A 17,946-nucleotide genomic window follows, 5' to 3' on the forward strand; every position below is an offset into this window, starting at 1 on the left:
GTCGTTAATACGACGAAAGTATCAGCGTTAATGCCTGCGATACTCATTGACCTGGTAATCGCCAGACTCAATCTTGGCAATCCCGGCTTCCAGTATGGAAATAAACTGACGTGCGACATCGGTGGTTAGCCACAGGGTCTGGCCAACTTCAGCTTCTTTATTGCTCGATTGATTGGGGTCTTGGTAGTGCAGGCGCAACATCATGGCATCGTAGCTATCAACGGTGCTGATGTCCCATCCGACGAGGGGATGGGTCTGGATGACTTCATTATTCTTTTCCATCATAACCCCTTCTTCATGTGTTAAAAGGCAACAACTCTCGAGGTTCAATGCAATTTTTTGTGAAGCTTTATCAGTATACAACAATTCAATAAATACTCGAGAATTGAAATCAAAAGCAACATAAATTCCTGAATAGACCGGTCGTTCGCGCAATAAACAACCATATTGCTCATTGTTTTTGCGGCTAATCTAAAAGATGGGGATAAATGAGGAAATAACAAGCAGAAAAGAACGAAAAAAAGCCGGGGCGACCCGGCAAAAACACAATGAGGGAGCAAATCTTAATCGGTGATGAACCAGTCGTCCGCGCTCTCCCAGGTTTCCTGGAGGATCTCGCTGATGCGGTCTTTATCTTCTTTAATGCCGCCGATGACGGAGAGGTTGTTGTTGGCCGCGTAGCGCACGCTGACGGTGCCTCCGCTGTCCGGGAATTGGTCGTTAATACGGCGGGAAAGTTCGTCTGCCAGCGCGTCTAGCGCACCTGCAGGCAGTGCAGTGGTTTTTGCAACGGTAACTTCAATACGCATAATTGCCCCCTGTGTAATATACTGTATATTTATACAGTTACTGTGCGGCTTTTACAACAGGGGGCGCGAAATTATTTTTTCACCGTCCAGCGCAGCGTTTCACCGGCCAGGAACGGCACCAGCGTATCGTCGCTGAGCGCGATGGTTTCGGCAACCTGGCTCTCTTCGCGTACTAGTTCGACAAAATCCTCGTTTACCGGTAGGCCGTAGAAGCGCGGGCCGTTCAAAGAGCAGAAGGCTTCAAAGTGCTGCAGCGCGTTCATCTCTTCAAATACGGTAGCGTAGCTTCCCAGCGCCGTCGGGGCGTTGAAGCAGCCTGCGCAGCCGCAGCTTGCCTCTTTGCGATGGCGGGCATGCGGCGCAGAATCGGTGCCGAGGAAGGCGCGGGTAAAGCCGCTGGCAACCAGTTCACGCAGCGCCTGCTGGTGGATATTGCGCTTAAGAATTGGCAGGCAGTAAAGGTGAGGGCGTACGCCGCCTACCAGCATATGGTTACGGTTGAACATCAGGTGCTGAGGGGTAATGGTGGCGGCAATCAGTTCGTTGCCGTCGCGCACGTACTCGGCCGCATCTTTGGTGGTGATGTGCTCGAAAACGACCTTCAGGCCCGGCAGGCGCTGGCGCAGCGGTTCCATTACGGTGTCAATAAAGCGCGCTTCGCGGTCGAAAATATCAATATCTGCGTGGGTGACTTCACCGTGCACCAGCAGCGGCATTCCCAGTTTTTCCATGCGTTCAAGCACCGGCATAATCGCATCGGTGCTGGTGACGCCGTGGCTGGAGTTGGTAGTGGCATTCGCCGGGTACAGTTTCGCTGCGGTGAATACGCCTTCGTTAAAACCGCGCTCCAGCTCGTTCGGGTCGAGGGTGTCGGTTAAGTAGCAGGTCATCAGCGGCGTGAAGTTATGCCCGGCTGGCACAGCGTCAAGAATGCGCTGGCGGTAGGCGATAGCCGCATCTACGGTGGTAATTGGCGGAACCAGGTTCGGCATGATAATTGCGCGGCCATACAGCTCACTGGTATACGGGACAACCGTTTTTAGCATCTCGCCATCGCGAAGATGGATATGCCAGTCGTCTGGGCGGCGAATTTTCAGAACTTGCGGTAATGCGGTCATTTGAGGCTCCGGCTGGTGGGAAATCAGTCATTTTTTGCCGGGCACTAAGGATAAGCGGAAACGTTTTCCTTTGCATCCTTTTCTGTGAAATTTGTTTGCGAAAGAAGAAAACCCTCTCCTTGAGGGGAGAGGGTTTAAAAGGGGGCGTGCCGGGAAATTAGTCCGTGAACGGGATAATGATTTCGCCCGGTTTCACCTCAATACCCTTGGCAAATTTCTTCGCCAATGCTTCACCCTGGCTGGCATCTTCTTTCAGCACGTAGGCCGGCTGTTTGTTGAAGTAGGTGCGCAGCGACTGGTTGAGGTAAGGGATCAGCGTCTGTACCACCGTCTGCATCTTCTCCGGCGTGACTTTCGCATCCTGGATCTCCATCTCCTGAAGGTATATGGCGCCTTGTTCTTTGTTGAACACCGGCAGCGCTTTCAGCGTCAGGGCGATATTCGCTTTCTGGCTGCCAAAGAGGGAGTTCATATCCAGTTTGGCATCGCCGCTCAGCGTCACTTTGTTCGGCTCTTCACGACCAATTGCGCTGGAGAGGTTGCTCAGGACGATATGGGCATCGGCTACGCCGGGTACGCCAATATCTTTCGAGAAATTATTCCGCTTCTGTAACGCCTGGTTAATCTCCTGCTCGCTAACGGAATATTGCGTGAGTTGATTACAGCCAACCACCAGGCCGCTAACGATCAGTGCGGCAATAACAAACAATTTTTTCATGAGGTTCCTCAAGGTAAAGCGTTCGGTGCATCCTGACATAAAGCAGCATACCCTGTTAGTAGAACTCTGACAGCGGAAAATGCTGAAAGTGCCGTAGCGAAGGCGCTGGAGGCCACGCCATGGGCGGCTTTACGACGGAACGTTTACCTGTAGCTCCATTCAGCGGTCTTTATGCGGTGCAATATCAGGCCCGTTTTTGTTTGGCGTCAGTGTCCTCAGCATTGCCCTGTGTGGTTTTCTCACTGAGAAAATCGGCATCATTTTCAGCATGATTGTCATCGTTCATCGCTTTTTTGAACCCTTTCAGCGCCGCACCAAAATCGGAGCCCAAAGAGGCAAGTTTTTTGGTACCGAATAACAGCACAACCAGAACGACAATGACTAACAGTTTGGTGACGCTAATTTCGCCCATCATGGCACCTTAATAGAAAAAACAGAGAGAATAACCGTCGGCGTAATGAACCGGTCGCCTGAGTATTTGGGATGCGAATTTTCGCAAACCCAAGATTAATTTATTTGTCTCTTAATGGCATTGATTTCGCACCGTTCGTCTTTATGCATGAGGGCGCGTAATGTCACGACTCGTGATAAAGAGAGAGGCGCGGTAACATCTTCATTTTGCCGGACTATCTCACTTTTTCATGTATTGCCAGCGATAGGGCTTTTTTATCACAATGCATCATGACAGATTGTTGTTTTCATTGACCGCCGTGGGCAGGTAGAGTGAGACGACCAGGGTATACGTTGGGTACAGGAGTAGTGAGATGTTTGGCTATCGCAGTAATGTGCCGAAAGTTCGGTTGACCACCGACCGGTTGGTGGTGCGTCTGATTCACGACCGGGACGCCTGGCGTCTGGCCGACTATTACGCCGAGAATCGGCAATTTTTAAAGCCCTGGGAACCGATTCGTGACGACAGTCATTGCTATCCTTCCGGCTGGCAGGCGCGTTTGTCGATGATTAATGAGTTTCATAAGCAGGGAACGGCGTTCTATTTCGCGCTGCTTGACCCGGAAGAGAAAGAGATTATCGGCGTGGCGAACTTTTCCAACGTAGTGCGCGGCTCGTTTCATGCCTGTTATCTCGGCTACTCCATCGGCCAGAAATGGCAGGGGCAGGGGATGATGTATGAAGCGCTGACCAGCGCGATTCGCTATATGCAACGCACTCAACATATTCACCGCATTATGGCCAACTACATGCCGCATAATAAGCGCAGCGGCGACCTGCTGGCGCGACTGGGCTTTGAAAAAGAAGGCTACGCGAAAGACTATCTACTGATTGACGGCGAATGGCGCGATCACGTGCTGACGGCGTTGACCACCCCACAATGGACTGCAGGTCGATAAGGAGACCCGAATGAAATATCAACTGAGCCCGCTGGAAGCCCGCGTCATTGGCTGTTTGCTGGAAAAGCAGGTCACGACGCCGGAGCAATATCCGCTCTCGATAAACGGCGTGGTCACGGCCTGTAATCAAAAAACCAACCGCGAGCCGGTGATGACGCTCAGCGAAGCGGAAGTGCAGGATCAGCTGGATACGCTGGTGAAACGTCACTATCTGCGTACGGTGAGCGGTTTTGGTAATCGCGTCACCAAGTACGAACAGCGCTTCTGCAACTCTGAATTTGGCGATCTGAAGCTGTCGACGGCGGAAGTGGCGCTGGTGACCACGCTCTTGCTGCGCGGTGCCCAGACGCCGGGCGAACTGCGCGGTCGCGCGCAGCGCATGCATGAATTTACTGATATGGCAGAAGTCGAGAATACGCTGGAACGTCTGGCGAATCGCGAAGATGGCCCGTTTGTGGTGCGTCTGCCGCGAGAACCGGGTAAGCGGGAAAGCCGCTATATGCATCTGTTCAGCGGTGAGGTTGATCTTCAGGCGGTAGCCGCCCAGAGCGATGCGCCAGCGGCGGACGATAGCCTGCTGGCCCGCGTCGAGATGCTCGAGGGGGAAGTTGCCGAACTTAAACAGCGTCTGGATTCACTGCTGGCGCACCTCGGGGAGTAAGTCTTATGGCGAAGATTCGCATTGGTGTGGTGGGGCTTGGCGGTATTGCGCAGAAAGCTTGGCTGCCGGTATTAAGCGCCGCCATGGACTGGACGCTGCAGGCTGCGTGGTCACCGGGTAAAGAGAAAGCGCTGAAAGTGTGCGAAACCTATCGCCTGCCTTATGCCGACTCATTGACTGCATTAGCCGCCCAGTGCGATGCGGTCTTCGTGCACAGCTCGACGGCCTCACACTACGCGGTGGTGAGTGAGCTGCTGAACGCTGGCGTCCACGTCTGCGTGGATAAACCGCTGGCCGACAAGCTTGACGATGCGGAGCGGCTGGTGGCGCTGGCAGCACGGAAAAACCTGACGTTAATGGTCGGCTTCAACCGCCGCTTTGCGCCGCTTTACCGCGAGCTCAAAAAGCGCGCCGGAGAGATGTCGTCGCTGCGGATGGATAAACACCGTGCCGACAGCGTTGGCCCGCACGACCTGCGCTTTACGCTGCTCGATGATTATCTGCACGTGGTCGATACCGCGCTGTGGCTGGCGGACGGAAAAGCAACGCTGCGCGATGGGGTACTGCAAACCACTGACGAAGGGCATATGTTTTATGCCGAGCACCATTTCAGCCAGCCGGGGCTGCAAATCACCACCAGTATGCACCGCCGGGCAGGCAGCCAGCGTGAGTGGGTGCAGGCGGTGGCCGACGGCGGGCTGTTTGAGGTGTCGGATATGCGCGAGTGGCGCGAAGAGCGCGGGTCCGGCATTGTAACCCGGCCGATTCCGGGCTGGCAGACCACGCTTGAGCAGCGCGGGTTTACCGGCTGTGCGCATCATTTTATTCAGTGCGTGCAGAATCAGACGGTTCCTGAAACGGCAGGGGAACAGGCGATAGCGGCGCAGCGAATGGTGGAAGGGTTGTGGCGTGAGGCGATCCGCGAGTAGGTTTATTCCGGGTTAGCGCTGTAGGCCACTAACCTGCTGTAACATCTGGCAGTAGCAATTCATCCCGAACCCGGTAGACTAACGCCACTTTTTTAGCGCTCATCCATCGGGCGCTTTGATCCGGGTTGTGGAATCACAAGTTAATGAATCTATTAAAATCGCTGGCTGCCGTCAGCTCGATGACTATGTTTTCGCGCGTACTGGGATTTGCGCGTGACGCGATCGTAGCGAGGGTGTTTGGCGCCGGAATGGCGACCGATGCCTTTTTTGTGGCCTTTAAGCTGCCAAACCTGCTGCGCCGTATCTTTGCCGAAGGCGCGTTCTCGCAGGCGTTCGTACCGATTCTGGCCGAATACAAAAGCAAGCAGGGCGAAGACGCGACTCGGGTATTTGTCTCTTATGTCTCGGGCCTGCTGACGCTCGCGCTCGCGCTGGTGACCGTGGTGGGGATGCTGGCGGCACCGTGGGTGATCACTATCACCGCACCGGGCTTTGCTGACACGGCGGATAAATTTGCGCTGACTACCCAACTGCTGCGCATTACCTTCCCTTATATTCTGCTGATTTCGCTGGCCTCGCTGGTCGGGGCCATTCTCAACACCTGGAACCGCTTCTCGGTGCCAGCGTTTGCGCCGACGTTCCTCAACGTCAGTATGATTGGCTTTGCATTGTTCGCCGCGCCACACTTCCACCCGCCGGTTCTGGCGCTGGCATGGGCGGTGACCGTCGGCGGCGTGCTGCAGCTGGCCTATCAGCTGCCGCACCTGAAAAAAATCGGCATGCTGGTGCTGCCGCGCATCAACTTTAAAGATGCCGGTGCGGTACGCGTGGTGAAACAGATGGGGCCGGCTATCCTGGGCGTCTCTGTAAGCCAGATTTCGCTTATCATCAATACCATTTTCGCCTCCTTCCTTGCCTCAGGCTCCGTCTCGTGGATGTACTATGCCGACCGTCTGATGGAGTTTCCGTCCGGCGTGCTGGGCGTGGCGCTGGGGACTATCCTGCTGCCGTCGTTGTCGAAAAGCTTTGCCAGCGGCAACCATGATGAGTACTGCCGTCTGATGGACTGGGGTCTGCGCCTGTGCTTCCTGCTGGCGCTGCCGAGCGCCGTAGCGTTGGGCATTCTGGCGAAGCCGCTGACCGTGGCGCTGTTCCAGTACGGTAAATTCACCGCCTTTGATGCCGCCATGACTCAGCGTGCGCTGGTGGCCTACTCCGTGGGCTTGATGGGACTAATTATCGTTAAAGTCCTGGCGCCGGGCTTTTATTCCCGTCAGGACATCAAAACGCCGGTTAAAATTGCTATCGTTACGCTGATTATGACTCAGGTAATGAACCTGGCATTTATCGGCCCGTTGAAGCATGCGGGGCTATCGCTGTCGATTGGTCTGGCGGCCTGTCTGAACGCGGCGCTGCTCTACTGGCAGCTACGCAAACAAAAAATCTTTACCCCACAGCCGGGCTGGGCAGGATTCTTAGTCCGTCTGGTCATTTCGGTGCTGGTGATGTCGGCAGCTCTGGTTGGCTTGATGCACGTCATGCCTGAATGGTCACAGGGCACGATGCCTTACCGTCTGTTGCGCCTGGTTGGCGTCGTGGGTGCCGGAATCGTCGCCTATTTCGCTACCCTGGCGATTCTGGGCTTTAAAATTAAAGAGTTTGCACGCCGTACGGCGTAATAGAAAGGCACTGCGCGGGGCACATTCTGTGGCCCCGCCGCAATTCAGACGGAATATTTCTTCGCGCTGCGCGCCACCGGGGCACCCGCTGCCTGACCATCCTTGCCGTAAAGTCCGGTTTCCTGGAAAGGCTTAAGCACATCAATCGCCTGCTGGTTACGAAGGATCTGTCCTTCCAGCAGCCAGCCGTTATGCTGATTAAGACGATGCAGTTGCTGCGTGGTCTCGGTAATCACCTGCCAGCGGTCGCTATACGCTTCGCGCGTTTCACGCTGGGCGTCCTGTTCGACGCGACGCTGCTTCTCCAGATAGTCTAACGTTGCCAGCAGAGAGCTTTTCTCTTCGGTGATGCTGGCAAGCTGCAGGCCGTTAACGCTGCCTGCGGAGAGCTGCAGTTGTTCAGCATCCATCACCGCTTTCAGCGAGTTCAGGATGCTGGTCATTTGGTCCAGTATGGCTGACAAACCGCTCATCTCTTATTTACTCTGCAGATAATCTTGTGTGTCCTGGATCAGCGCGTCGGCGATTTTGCCGGTGTCCATTTTTAACTCGCCGTTGCGAATAGCCGTTTTCAACTCTTCAACGCGCGCCATATTAATATCGCCGGCAGAGGAGCGGGTTAACGCCGTCTGGGCGTTACTTAACGTGACGCTGGCGCTGGTCGCCGTCGCCGTTTTTTCCGCACGCACTTTCGGGGCGCTGGTCTCAGGGGTTTCGCGTTGCTGGACGCTGGTCACCGCTTTCAGAGAAGATGTACGATCAATGCTCATGGTTCTTTCCTCATTGAGGCTCTTGTATGGCGCAGGCGCCGACTCTCTTAAATGTTAATTATCTATCGGCAAGCGACACATATTCTTTATAACGTTTATAGATTAATCAGAATATTCCCATCAGTATCGACCTGACCGCTCACAACCTGACCTGACGGCATGCGCACCCGTGCGTTCTGCGTGACGGCGGCGTTGTTCAATGCCTGACCTTCACCATTGATACTAAAACCTTCACCCTGGGCAATCACCATCACCTTCTGTCCGGCCTTGACGCGCCACGACTGGCGCACCATCGACAGCTGCAGCGGCTGGCCGATGGCGACATCGCGCAGGCTTACGGCATCCTGAGCCTGTGAAAGGTTGAGCATGGTCCGCGGCGGCAGCTGATCGAGTCTCCCGCGCTTTAACGTGACGTTTTGCGCCGCAATGGGCGTGCCGCGCACGATAGGCGCGGCGGCAACCACATAGTCGCCAATGGCCTGCACGCTGACCTGTAAATACTGTTTAGCGTTCCCGCACTGCGCCACCACGGTCAGATTTCCCCACAGCCGCGAATTGCCCGGCGTGCTGAGCGCAGGTGCGTCGCAGGCGAGCTGAAGGTTTTGCGCGTTACGCAGCTTCACGCTGACCTCATTGCTAAAGCCGGTCAGGCGCTGGGTGAAAAAATCGGTGAGCTGTGCCTGGAGATCGGCTGCCAGAGCCAATGGGCTAAAGACCAGTGCCGCAGCGGTGAGAGGGGCAATGAGCTGACGCATGGAACGCTCCAGTGAGTAAAGAATGCATGCATTTTACCCATCTTGTCGCGACATCAACGCAATAAATAGCGACGCATATTGCGTTTATTCCGGCGATGACGCGCGCGTAAGGAGATTTAAGCTGTCGGCTGAAACTTTGTCATTAGCGGAGGAGACATGCTCGACAAACTCGACGCCGCCTTACGTTTTCAGCAAGAAGCGCTCAACCTGCGCGCCGAACGTCAGGAAATTCTGGCGGCCAATATCGCGAATGCGGATACCCCCGGGTTTCAGGCGCGTGATATTGATTTTGCCAGTGAACTCAAAAAAGTGATGGCGCGCGGGCGGCCGGAAAGCAGCGGCGTATCGCTGACGCTGACCTCCGAACGTCATATTCCCGCCCAGACGCTCTCTACGCCAGAGACCGATCTGCTGTACCGCATTCCCGACCAGCCAGCGATGGATGGCAACACCGTCGATATGGACCGGGAACGCACGCAGTTCGCCGATAACAGCCTCCAGTACCAGACCGGCCTTACGGTTCTGGGCGGACAAATCAAGGGCATGATGAGTGTCCTGCAGGGGAACTAATCCATGGCATTACTCAATATCTTCGACGTCGCCGGGTCGGCGCTGACCGCGCAGTCCAAACGTCTCAACGTCGCGGCCAGTAACCTCGCCAACGCCGACAGCGTCGCCGGGCCGGATGGTCAGCCTTATCGCGCCAAGCAGGTGGTGTTCCAGGTGGATGCGCCGATGGGCGCGGCGACCGGTGGCGTAAAGGTGGCCGACGTGGTGGAAAGTCAGGAGCCGGACAAGCTGGTCTATCAGCCGGGTAACCCGCTGGCGGATGCCAAAGGGTATGTTCGCATGCCTAACGTGGACGTGGTTGGCGAGATGGTAAACACCATGTCGGCATCGCGCAGCTATCAGGCCAACGTCGAAGTACTGAACACCGTCAAAAGCATGATGCTGAAAACGTTGACGCTTGGACAATAAGGGAGATAACCGATGTCTGTCGTATCCAATATTAATGATACCTCCAGCAGCAGCTCCGCCTCGTCGGCGCTGAGCAGCACCGGGACCAACAGCTCATCTGACCTGCAGAGCAGCTTTCTGACGCTGCTGGTAGCTCAGCTGAAAAACCAGGACCCGACCAACCCGCTGCAAAACAACGAATTAACCTCACAGCTGGCGCAGATCAGCACCCTGAGCGGTATTGAGAAACTCAATACCACGCTCGGTTCCATCTCCGGACAGATTGACAGCAGCCAGTCGTTGCAGGCCAGTTCGCTGGTCGGCCACGGCGTGATGATCCCCGGCAGCACCATTCTGGCGGGGAAAAGTGCGGGCAGCGAAAACGAGAGCGTGGACACCACGCCATTCGGCATTGAGCTGACGCAGGCGGCCGATAAGGTCACCGCGACCATCACCGATGGTAACGGCAAAGTGATCCGGACATTGAATATGGGCGCACAGACCGCGGGCGTTCATACCTTTACCTGGGACGGCAAGCTGGACGATGGCACGGCGGCACCGGACGGTGCTTACAACATCAGCTTTGCAGCCAGTCAGGGCACCACGCAGTTGGTGGTTCAACCGCTGCAGTTTGCGCTGGTACAGGGCGTTACCTTGGGCAAAGACGGCAACAAACTGGATTTGGGAACCTACGGCACCACCACGATGGACCAGGTTCGCCAGATTATCTAAGCCTTTAACAATTTCAGGAGAGACGTTATGGCCTTTTCACAAGCGGTCAGCGGTTTAAACGCGGCTGCCACCAACCTCGATGTTATCGGCAACAACATCGCCAACTCCGCCACCTACGGGTTTAAATCCGGGTCGGCCTCGTTTGCCGATATGTTCGCGGGTTCCAAAGTCGGGCTGGGCGTTAAAGTGGCGGGGATCACCCAGGACTTTACCGACGGCACCACCACCAATACCGGCCGCGCGCTCGACGTGGCGATTAGCCAGAACGGCTTCTTCCGTCTGGTCGATACCAACGGCGCGGTGTACTACAGCCGTAACGGTCAGTTCTCACTCGATGAGAACCGCAACCTGGTGAACTCGCAGGGGCTGAACCTGACGGGCTACCCGGCAAGCGGCACGCCGCCGACCATCCAGCAGGGGGCAAACCCGGTGGCGCTGTCGATTCCGAACACGCTGATGTCGGCAAAAGCGTCGACCACCGGCACCATGCAGATGAACCTGAACTCGACGGATGCGGCGATTACCGCCACGTTCGACCCGACGAATCCTGACACCTATAACAAAAAGGGCACCGTCACCGTTTATGACAGCCTGGGTAACTCGCATGACCTGAACGTCTATTATGTGAAGACCTCGGCCCCGAATACATGGGACGTCTATACCCTGGATACCAGCGTGGCGAATGCTAAATCCGTGAAGGCTGCGCAGATGGTATTTAGCAATTCAGGCACATTGACATCGGTCACCGATGTGAATGCAGACCCTGCAAATCCGCCTGCGGCGATGACGGTCGACATTCCTGTCGAATCACTGAATGGTTCTGCCATTGGAACCTTCAACCTCAGCTTCCTCAACTCCATGCAGCAAAACACTGGCTCCAGCGATGTGGTGGCCACCACGCAAAACGGCTATGCGCCGGGCAGCCTGGTGAGCTATCAGGTCAACGATGACGGTTCGGTGGTGGGTAACTACTCCAACCGTCAAAGCCAGCTGCTGGGGCAGATTGTGCTCGCTAACTTCTCCAACACCGGCGGCCTGCAATCTGAAGGCGATAACGTCTGGTCCGCGACCCAGTCTTCTGGCGTCGCGCTGCTGGGTACGGCGGGTACCGGTAACTTTGGCTCGCTGACCAACGGCGCGCTGGAAGCTTCCAACGTCGACCTGAGTAAAGAGCTGGTGAATATGATCGTGGCGCAGCGTAACTATCAGTCTAACGCCCAGACCATCAAAACCCAGGATCAGATCCTCAACACGCTGGTTAACCTGCGTTAATCGTCTAATAGGGTGACCTCATGGATCACGCGATATATACGGCAATGGGCGCGGCCAGCCAGACCATGCAGCAGCAGGCGGTCACGGCGAGCAACCTTGCCAATACATCAACGCCGGGCTTTCGTGCCCAGCTCACCGCCATGCGTGCGGTGCCGGTCGTGGGGCCGTCCGTTGAGACGCGTACTCTGGTGGCTGCCACCACGCCGGGCGCGGATATGACGCCAGGCCAGCTGGACTACACCGCGCGTCCGCTGGACGTGGCGATTCAGCAGGACGGCTGGCTGGCAGTGCAGTCGGCGGACGGGAGCGAAGGCTATACCCGTAACGGTAATATCCAGGTCAGCTCCACCGGGCAGCTCACGATTCAGGGCAACCCGGTGATCGGTGAGACTGGGCCGCTGAGCGTGCCGGAAGGTTCGCAGGTGACTATCGCTTCGGACGGCACCATTTCCGCACTGACGCCGGGGGATCCGCCAAACACGGTTTCCCCTGTCGGTAAGCTGAAGGTCGTCAAAGCCACGGCAACGGAAGTGGCGCGCGGCGATGATGGACTGTTCCACCTCACGCCGTCGGCGGTGGCGACGCGTGGGCCAACCTTACAGGCTGACCCAACGCTGCGCTTGCAGTCCGGCGTGCTGGAAGGCAGCAACGTAAAACCCGTGGCGGCAATGGCGGACATGATAGCCAGCTCGCGCCGCTTTGAAATGCAGATGAAGGTTATCAGCAGCGTGGATGAAAACACGCAGAAAGCTAACCAGTTGCTGTCAATGAGCTAAGGAAAACTATGATCAGTTCATTATGGATCGCGAAAACCGGTCTCGACGCGCAGCAAACCAATATGGACGTTATCGCCAACAACCTGGCGAACGTCAGTACCAATGGTTTTAAGCGCCAGCGCGCGGTATTTGAAGACTTGCTCTATCAAACCGTTCGCCAGCCGGGTGCACAGTCATCCGAACAAACGACGCTGCCGTCAGGCCTGCAGATCGGTACCGGGGTTCGTCCCGTGGCGACCGAACGTCTGCACAGCCAGGGTAACCTGTCGCAAACCAACAACAGTAAAGACGTGGCGATCAAAGGCGACGGGTTCTTCCAGATCCTGCTGCCAGACGGCTCCTCGGCCTATACCCGTGACGGCTCGTTCCAGGTTGACCAGAACGGTCAGCTGGTGACCGCCAGCGGCTATCAGGTACAACCGGCGATCACCATTCCGGCGAACGCCATCAGCATCACCATCGGTCGTGACGGTATCGTCAGCGTGACCCAGCAGGGGCAGACGAACCCGGTGCAGGTGGGGCAGCTGAACCTGTCGACCTTTATGAACGACACCGGGCTCGAGAGTATTGGTGAAAACCTGTACATCGAAACCCAGGCCTCCGGGGCGCCAAACGACACCACGCCGGGTCTGAACGGTGCGGGTCTACTGTATCAGGGCTATGTCGAAACCTCTAACGTCAACGTGGCGGAAGAGTTGGTCAACATGATTCAGGTGCAGCGCGCGTACGAAATCAACAGTAAAGCGGTATCGACGACCGACCAGATGCTGCAAAAACTGACGCAGCTGTAAGGCGTAGCCGGGTATTTCCCCGGAGTCGCTTCGCTCGTCCGGACTACGACAGTGCGTGTAGCCCGGACGAGCGAAGCGACTCCGGGAGCTCCCGGGATAACATTGAGATTCAGAAGAAGAAAGCAATGCAAAAATCAGCAGCGTTTCGTTATCCGCTTTTAACCGTTGTCGCACTCAGCGTGGCAGGGTGCGCCCTCGTGCCGTCCAAGCCGCTGGTGGAAGGGGCGACGACCGCTCAGCCCATTCCCGGCCCGGTTCCGGTGGTGAATGGTTCTATTTTCCAGACCGCGCAGCCGATTAACTACGGCTATCAACCGCTGTTTGAAGACCGCCGTCCGCGTAATATCGGCGATACGCTGACTATCGTGCTGCAGGAAAACGTCAGCGCGAGCAAAAGCTCGTCGGCGAACGCCAGCCGCGATGGCAAAACGAATTTCGGCTTCGACACCGTACCGCGCTACCTGCAGGGCCTGTTTGGCAATGCGCGCGCCGATGTGGACGCCTCCGGTGGCAACACCTTTAACGGCAAGGGCGGCGCGAACGCCAGCAACACCTTTAGCGGCACGCTGACGGTGACCGTCGATCAGGTGCTGGTCAACGGCAACCTGCACGTGGTGGGCGAAAAACAGATCGCCATCAACCAGGGCACCGAATTTATCCGCTTCTCCGGGGTGGTTAACCCGCGCACCATTAGCGGCAGCAACACCGTACCGTCCACCCAGGTGGCGGATGCGCGTATCGAATATGTCGGCAACGGCTATATCAACGAAGCGCAGAATATGGGCTGGCTGCAGCGTTTCTTCCTTAACTTATCGCCGATGTAACGAGGTGAACCATGTTTAAAACTCTGCTAACCCTGACGCTGGTGCTGATGACCAGCCTCGCGCATGCCGAACGCATCCGCGACCTTACCAGCGTGCAGGGGGTGAGGGAAAACTCGCTGATTGGCTATGGCCTGGTGGTGGGGCTTGATGGCACGGGTGACCAGACGACGCAAACGCCGTTTACCACCCAGAGCCTGAACAACATGCTCTCTCAGTTGGGTATCACCGTGCCAGCGGGCACCAATATGCAGCTGAAAAACGTGGCGGCGGTGATGGTCACCGCCCAGCTTCCGGCATTTGGTCGTCAGGGGCAGAACATCGACGTGGTGGTCTCCTCAATGGGTAACGCCAAAAGTCTGCGCGGCGGTACGCTGCTGATGACCCCGCTGAAAGGCGTGGACAGCCAGGTATATGCGCTGGCACAGGGCAACATTCTGGTGGGCGGTGCCGGTGCATCAGCCGGTGGCAGCAGCGTGCAGGTGAACCAGCTGAACGGCGGGCGCATTACCGGTGGGGCGACCATCGAACGTGAACTGCCTACGCAGTTTGGCGCCAGCAACACCATCAACCTGCAGCTCAATGATGATGATTTCACCATGGCGCAGCAGATTGCCGACACCATTAACCGTCGTAGCAGCCTTGGTAACGCCACCGCGCTGGATGCGCGTACCGTGCAGGTGCGTGCGCCGGTGGGCGGCAGCGGTCAGGTGCGTCTGTTGGCGGATATCCAGAACCTGGAAGTGGGTACCACGCCGCAGGATGCGAAGATCATTATCAACTCCCGTACCGGATCCGTGGTGATGAACCGCGAAGTGACGTTGGATAGCTGTGCGGTGGCGCAAGGTAACCTGTCCGTTACCGTCAACCGCTCCGCGCAGGTGAACCAGCCGGATACGCCGTTTGCTGGCGGCCGTACCGTGGTCACGCCGCAAACGCAAATCGACCTTCGCCAGAGCGGTGGTTCGCTGCAGAGCATTCGCGCCAGCGCCAACCTCAACAACGTGGTGCGTGCGCTGAACGCGCTGGGGGCAACGCCAATCGACCTGATGTCGATTATCCAGGCGATGCAGAGCGCAGGCTGTCTGCGCGCCAAGGTGGAGATTGTCTAATGCTGACCGACAGCAAATTACTGGCGAGCGCCGCGTGGGACGCGCAGTCGTTGAATGAACTGAAAACCAAGGCCGGGCAGGACCCGCAGGCCAACCTGCGGCCGGTGGCGCGTCAGGTGGAAGGGATGTTCGTACAGATGATGCTAAAAAGCATGCGTGAAACGCTGCCGAAAGACGGTCTTTTCAGCAGCGACCAGACGCGGCTCTACACCAGTATGTATGACCAGCAAATCGCCCAGCAGATGACCGCAGGAAAAGGTCTGGGGCTGGCGGAAGAGATGGTCAAACAGCTGTCGACGCAGCAGCAGGAGCCGGCCGACAACGTCGGTCAGGTACCGATGAAGTTCGATATGCAGACGGTCACCAGCTACCAGAACGCCGCGCTGACGCAGATGGTGCGTAAGGCGCTGCCGAAGGCGCCGGACAGCAGCGATACGCCGCTCTCCGGCGACAGCAAAGACTTCCTCGCCCAGCTCTCGCTTCCTGCGCGGCTGGCGAGTGAACAGAGCGGCATTCCTCACCACCTGATTCTGGCGCAGGCCGCGCTGGAGTCCGGCTGGGGGCAGCGGCAGATCCGCCGGGAAAACGGCGAGCCGAGCTTTAACCTGTTCGGGGTGAAGGCGTCCGGTGACTGGAAGGGCAAGGTGACGGAAATCACCACCACTGAATTTGAAAATGGCGAAGCGAAGAAGGTGAAGGCCAAATTCCGCGTCTACAGCTCGTATCTGGAAGCGCTGTCGGACTATGTGAGCCTGCTAACCCGCAACCCGCGCTATGCGGCGGTGACCTCCGCATCAACGGCGGAGCAGGGCGCACAGGCGTTACAGAACGCTGGCTATGCAACCGACCCGCAGTATGCGCGCAAATTAACCAGCATGATTCAGCAGCTAAAAGCGATGAGCGACAAGGTCAGCAATACCTACCGTAACGATATCGAAAATCTGTTCTGATGAGCCTCAAGTTTGCCGTCCGCCATCCGATAAGTAATACCATGGTCTTAAGAAGGAGCGTTCATGTCCAGTTTAATTAACAGCGCGATGAGCGGGCTGAGCGCCGCACAGTCGGCGCTGAATACCACCAGTAACAACATCTCCAGCTATAACGTAGCGGGATACACCCGTCAGACGACGGTGCTGGCTTCTGCCAACAGCACGCTGGGCGCGGGCGGTTGGGTGGGCAATGGCGTCAATGTCTCCAGCATTCAGCGTGAGTACAACGCGTTTATCACCAATCAGCTGCGTTCTGCACAAAATCAGAGCAGCGGTCTGGCGACGCGCTACGAGCAGGTATCGAAGATCGATACGATGTTTGCCAGTTCGACTAACAATATTTCGACGACCCTGCAGGATTTTTTCAGTAGCCTGCAGACGCTGGTCAGCAACGCCGAAGATCCAGCGGCACGTCAGACCGTACTTGGTAAAGCCGATGGCGTCGTGAACCAGTTCAAGGTTGCCGATCAGTATCTGCGCGACCAGGACAAGCAGGTTAATCTTGGCATCACCTCAACCGTTGAGCAGATCAACAACTACACCTCGCAGATTGCCAGCCTGAACGACAAAATTGCGCGTCTGACCGGCGTGGGGGCGGGAGCATCGCCAAACGATCTGCTGGATCAGCGCGATCAGTTGGTGAGCGATCTGAACAAGCTGGTTGGCGTAGAGGTGAACGTCCAGGATGGCAGCACCTACAACATCACTATGGCTAATGGCTACACGCTGGTGGCGGGCACGAGGTCGAACCAACTTGCTGCAGTACCGAGCAGCGCCGATCCAACGCGCACCACCGTGGCGTATGTGGATAATGTGGCGGGTAGCATCGAAATCCCGGAAAAGCTGCTGACCACCGGCTCACTGGGTGGCATGCTGACCTTCCGTTCTCAGGATCTGGACCAGACGCGTAATAGCCTCAACCAGATGGCGCTGGCCTTTGCAGATGCTTTTAACAAGGTGCATGAAGGTGGCGTCGACGCAGATGGCAAAAAAGGTGAAGCGTTCTTCAGCTTTGGCATACCCGCGGTGCTGCCAAACGCTAAAAATACCGGCGGCGCAGAGCTGGTGGCACAGGTAAGCAAGGCCTCGGCGGTACAGGCGACGGATTATCGCATCGTCAATACCAGTGGCGGCTGGCAGGTAACGCGACTGTCTGATAACACCACGGTGACGTTGGATAAGGACAGCACGCCGACCTCACTTAAATTTGATGGCTTAACGGTAGATGTCAAGACGGCTGACCCAACTAATGGCGCAGCAGTGGGCGATAGCTTCATCTTAAAACCGGTGTCCGACACCATCGTCAATATGAAAGTGGAGATCAGCAGTGAGTCGCAAATTGCGATGGGTATTGCGGATGCTTCTGGTAATAGCGGCGGCGAAAGTGATAACCGCAATGGGCAAAAACTGCTGGATCTACAGACCAGTAAAACCGTTGGTGGCTCAAAGAGCTTCAACGATGCGTACGCGGCGCTGGTGAGTAGCATCGGCACCAAAACCGCCACGTTGAAAAGCAGCAGCACCACGCAAGCAAGCGTCGTTACCGAACTCACGCAGCAGCAGCAGTCTATCTCCGGGGTAAACCTCGATGAAGAGTATGGCAACCTGCAGCTGTACCAACAGTATTATCTGGCCAATGCGCAGGTGCTGCAAACCGCAAGCACCATCTTCGACGCATTAATTAATATTCGCTAAGAAGAGGGAACAT

Annotated in this window: 22 protein-coding genes; 14 read left to right on the plus strand and 8 right to left on the minus strand. The window is 56.6% G+C overall.

Annotated elements, in window-relative coordinates:
* Positions 1 to 27 precede the first annotated feature (27 nt).
* The 5 genes from bssS to tatA all read right to left on the minus strand — a co-directional run bounded on the left by bssS (position 28) and on the right by tatA (position 3,057).
* Entirely contained in the window at positions 28 to 282 is a 255-nt protein-coding gene (bssS, locus tag AB2B48_RS02760; protein ID WP_035896892.1) for a biofilm formation regulator BssS, read from the minus strand.
* A gap of 281 nt (positions 283 to 563) precedes the next feature.
* A complete protein-coding gene (gene dinI / locus AB2B48_RS02765; RefSeq protein WP_270501927.1) occupies positions 564 to 809 on the minus strand; it encodes a DNA damage-inducible protein I in 246 nt (81 codons plus the stop codon).
* Positions 810 to 880: 71 nt separating this feature from the next.
* Positions 881 to 1,927 carry a dihydroorotase gene (pyrC, locus tag AB2B48_RS02770; protein WP_333495686.1) on the minus strand — a complete coding sequence of 349 codons (1,047 nt, stop codon included), beginning with the start codon at positions 1,925 to 1,927 and terminating at the stop codon, positions 881 to 883.
* A gap of 157 nt (positions 1,928 to 2,084) precedes the next feature.
* Positions 2,085 to 2,645, minus strand: coding sequence for a lipoprotein (locus AB2B48_RS02775; RefSeq protein WP_035896888.1), 561 nt, complete (start codon positions 2,643 to 2,645; stop codon positions 2,085 to 2,087).
* A 184-nt stretch (positions 2,646 to 2,829) separates the two neighbouring features.
* The gene (gene tatA, locus AB2B48_RS02780; RefSeq protein WP_185666742.1) at positions 2,830 to 3,057 is read right to left on the minus strand and encodes a Sec-independent protein translocase subunit TatA; all 228 of its coding nucleotides are present in this window, start codon (positions 3,055 to 3,057) and stop codon (positions 2,830 to 2,832) included.
* Positions 3,058 to 3,409: 352 nt separating this feature from the next.
* On the opposite strand from tatA, the gene rimJ reads away from it, so the two are divergent.
* From rimJ to murJ, 4 genes are all read left to right on the plus strand, one after another.
* Entirely contained in the window at positions 3,410 to 3,994 is a 585-nt protein-coding gene (gene rimJ / locus AB2B48_RS02785; RefSeq protein WP_035896479.1) for a ribosomal protein S5-alanine N-acetyltransferase, read from the plus strand.
* Positions 3,995 to 4,004: 10 nt separating this feature from the next.
* Positions 4,005 to 4,655 carry a YceH family protein gene (locus tag AB2B48_RS02790; RefSeq protein WP_185666432.1) on the plus strand — a complete coding sequence of 217 codons (651 nt, stop codon included), beginning with the start codon at positions 4,005 to 4,007 and terminating at the stop codon, positions 4,653 to 4,655.
* 14 nt (positions 4,656 to 4,669) lie between these two features.
* Complete coding sequence (locus AB2B48_RS02795) at positions 4,670 to 5,584, plus strand: Gfo/Idh/MocA family protein (RefSeq protein ID WP_368301897.1); 915 nt, start codon at positions 4,670 to 4,672, stop codon at positions 5,582 to 5,584.
* 143 nt (positions 5,585 to 5,727) lie between these two features.
* The gene (murJ, locus tag AB2B48_RS02800; protein WP_368300738.1) at positions 5,728 to 7,263 is read left to right on the plus strand and encodes a murein biosynthesis integral membrane protein MurJ; all 1,536 of its coding nucleotides are present in this window, start codon (positions 5,728 to 5,730) and stop codon (positions 7,261 to 7,263) included.
* A 44-nt stretch (positions 7,264 to 7,307) separates the two neighbouring features.
* On the opposite strand, the gene flgN is transcribed toward murJ, so the two are convergent.
* The 3 genes from flgN to flgA all read right to left on the minus strand — a co-directional run bounded on the left by flgN (position 7,308) and on the right by flgA (position 8,788).
* Positions 7,308 to 7,736: a flagella biosynthesis chaperone FlgN gene (gene flgN, locus AB2B48_RS02805; protein WP_220440285.1), complete on the minus strand. Its 429-nt coding sequence runs from the start codon at positions 7,734 to 7,736 to the stop codon at positions 7,308 to 7,310.
* A 3-nt stretch (positions 7,737 to 7,739) separates the two neighbouring features.
* Positions 7,740 to 8,033 (minus strand): flagellar biosynthesis anti-sigma factor FlgM, encoded by a 294-nt coding sequence (gene flgM, locus AB2B48_RS02810; protein WP_035896484.1) that lies wholly within the window; start codon positions 8,031 to 8,033, stop codon positions 7,740 to 7,742.
* Positions 8,034 to 8,128: 95 nt separating this feature from the next.
* Positions 8,129 to 8,788, minus strand: coding sequence for a flagellar basal body P-ring formation chaperone FlgA (gene flgA, locus AB2B48_RS02815; RefSeq protein WP_368300739.1), 660 nt, complete (start codon positions 8,786 to 8,788; stop codon positions 8,129 to 8,131).
* Positions 8,789 to 8,944: 156 nt separating this feature from the next.
* Between flgA and flgB the strand changes: the two genes are divergently transcribed.
* The 10 genes from flgB (at position 8,945) to flgK (ending at position 17,933) form a co-directional block, all read left to right on the plus strand.
* Positions 8,945 to 9,358 carry a flagellar basal body rod protein FlgB gene (gene flgB, locus AB2B48_RS02820; protein ID WP_185666428.1) on the plus strand — a complete coding sequence of 138 codons (414 nt, stop codon included), beginning with the start codon at positions 8,945 to 8,947 and terminating at the stop codon, positions 9,356 to 9,358.
* 3 nt (positions 9,359 to 9,361) lie between these two features.
* Positions 9,362 to 9,766 (plus strand): flagellar basal body rod protein FlgC, encoded by a 405-nt coding sequence (gene flgC, locus AB2B48_RS02825; RefSeq protein ID WP_163448115.1) that lies wholly within the window; start codon positions 9,362 to 9,364, stop codon positions 9,764 to 9,766.
* 12 nt (positions 9,767 to 9,778) lie between these two features.
* On the plus strand, positions 9,779 to 10,477 hold the full coding sequence (gene flgD, locus AB2B48_RS02830) for a flagellar hook assembly protein FlgD (RefSeq protein WP_185666427.1): 699 nt from the start codon (positions 9,779 to 9,781) through the stop codon (positions 10,475 to 10,477).
* 27 nt (positions 10,478 to 10,504) lie between these two features.
* A complete protein-coding gene (flgE, locus tag AB2B48_RS02835; RefSeq protein WP_368300740.1) occupies positions 10,505 to 11,749 on the plus strand; it encodes a flagellar hook protein FlgE in 1,245 nt (414 codons plus the stop codon).
* A gap of 20 nt (positions 11,750 to 11,769) precedes the next feature.
* Positions 11,770 to 12,525 carry a flagellar basal body rod protein FlgF gene (locus AB2B48_RS02840; RefSeq protein WP_185666425.1) on the plus strand — a complete coding sequence of 252 codons (756 nt, stop codon included), beginning with the start codon at positions 11,770 to 11,772 and terminating at the stop codon, positions 12,523 to 12,525.
* Positions 12,526 to 12,533: 8 nt separating this feature from the next.
* Complete coding sequence (gene flgG, locus AB2B48_RS02845) at positions 12,534 to 13,316, plus strand: flagellar basal-body rod protein FlgG (protein WP_185666424.1); 783 nt, start codon at positions 12,534 to 12,536, stop codon at positions 13,314 to 13,316.
* 125 nt (positions 13,317 to 13,441) lie between these two features.
* A complete protein-coding gene (flgH, locus tag AB2B48_RS02850; protein ID WP_185666423.1) occupies positions 13,442 to 14,140 on the plus strand; it encodes a flagellar basal body L-ring protein FlgH in 699 nt (232 codons plus the stop codon).
* Between the two features lie 11 nt (positions 14,141 to 14,151).
* Positions 14,152 to 15,249, plus strand: coding sequence for a flagellar basal body P-ring protein FlgI (locus tag AB2B48_RS02855; RefSeq protein WP_368300741.1), 1,098 nt, complete (start codon positions 14,152 to 14,154; stop codon positions 15,247 to 15,249).
* Entirely contained in the window at positions 15,249 to 16,199 is a 951-nt protein-coding gene (gene flgJ, locus AB2B48_RS02860; protein WP_185666421.1) for a flagellar assembly peptidoglycan hydrolase FlgJ, read from the plus strand. The genes AB2B48_RS02855 and flgJ overlap by 1 nt, the downstream gene beginning before the upstream one ends.
* 63 nt (positions 16,200 to 16,262) lie before the next feature.
* On the plus strand, positions 16,263 to 17,933 hold the full coding sequence (gene flgK / locus AB2B48_RS02865) for a flagellar hook-associated protein FlgK (RefSeq protein ID WP_368300742.1): 1,671 nt from the start codon (positions 16,263 to 16,265) through the stop codon (positions 17,931 to 17,933).
* Positions 17,934 to 17,946 lie beyond the last annotated feature (13 nt).

Source organism: Kluyvera sichuanensis (assembly GCF_040930405.1).
In the GTDB taxonomy this organism is placed as follows: domain Bacteria; phylum Pseudomonadota; class Gammaproteobacteria; order Enterobacterales; family Enterobacteriaceae; genus Kluyvera; species Kluyvera sichuanensis.

Coding starts and splice junctions, on each gene's coding strand:
- bssS (WP_035896892.1), bottom strand. CDS start 282: ATGGAAAAGAATAATGAAGTCATCCAGACCCATCCCCTCGTCGGATGG.
- dinI (WP_270501927.1), bottom strand. CDS start 809: ATGCGTATTGAAGTTACCGTTGCAAAAACCACTGCACTGCCTGCAGGT.
- pyrC (WP_333495686.1), bottom strand. CDS start 1,927: ATGACCGCATTACCGCAAGTTCTGAAAATTCGCCGCCCAGACGACTGG.
- AB2B48_RS02775 (WP_035896888.1), bottom strand. CDS start 2,645: ATGAAAAAATTGTTTGTTATTGCCGCACTGATCGTTAGCGGCCTGGTG.
- tatA (WP_185666742.1), bottom strand. CDS start 3,057: ATGGGCGAAATTAGCGTCACCAAACTGTTAGTCATTGTCGTTCTGGTT.
- rimJ (WP_035896479.1), top strand. CDS start 3,410: ATGTTTGGCTATCGCAGTAATGTGCCGAAAGTTCGGTTGACCACCGAC.
- AB2B48_RS02790 (WP_185666432.1), top strand. CDS start 4,005: ATGAAATATCAACTGAGCCCGCTGGAAGCCCGCGTCATTGGCTGTTTG.
- murJ (WP_368300738.1), top strand. CDS start 5,728: ATGAATCTATTAAAATCGCTGGCTGCCGTCAGCTCGATGACTATGTTT.
- flgN (WP_220440285.1), bottom strand. CDS start 7,736: ATGAGCGGTTTGTCAGCCATACTGGACCAAATGACCAGCATCCTGAAC.
- flgM (WP_035896484.1), bottom strand. CDS start 8,033: ATGAGCATTGATCGTACATCTTCTCTGAAAGCGGTGACCAGCGTCCAG.
- flgA (WP_368300739.1), bottom strand. CDS start 8,788: ATGCGTCAGCTCATTGCCCCTCTCACCGCTGCGGCACTGGTCTTTAGC.
- flgB (WP_185666428.1), top strand. CDS start 8,945: ATGCTCGACAAACTCGACGCCGCCTTACGTTTTCAGCAAGAAGCGCTC.
- flgC (WP_163448115.1), top strand. CDS start 9,362: ATGGCATTACTCAATATCTTCGACGTCGCCGGGTCGGCGCTGACCGCG.
- flgD (WP_185666427.1), top strand. CDS start 9,779: ATGTCTGTCGTATCCAATATTAATGATACCTCCAGCAGCAGCTCCGCC.
- flgE (WP_368300740.1), top strand. CDS start 10,505: ATGGCCTTTTCACAAGCGGTCAGCGGTTTAAACGCGGCTGCCACCAAC.
- AB2B48_RS02840 (WP_185666425.1), top strand. CDS start 11,770: ATGGATCACGCGATATATACGGCAATGGGCGCGGCCAGCCAGACCATG.
- flgG (WP_185666424.1), top strand. CDS start 12,534: ATGATCAGTTCATTATGGATCGCGAAAACCGGTCTCGACGCGCAGCAA.
- flgH (WP_185666423.1), top strand. CDS start 13,442: ATGCAAAAATCAGCAGCGTTTCGTTATCCGCTTTTAACCGTTGTCGCA.
- AB2B48_RS02855 (WP_368300741.1), top strand. CDS start 14,152: ATGTTTAAAACTCTGCTAACCCTGACGCTGGTGCTGATGACCAGCCTC.
- flgJ (WP_185666421.1), top strand. CDS start 15,249: ATGCTGACCGACAGCAAATTACTGGCGAGCGCCGCGTGGGACGCGCAG.
- flgK (WP_368300742.1), top strand. CDS start 16,263: ATGTCCAGTTTAATTAACAGCGCGATGAGCGGGCTGAGCGCCGCACAG.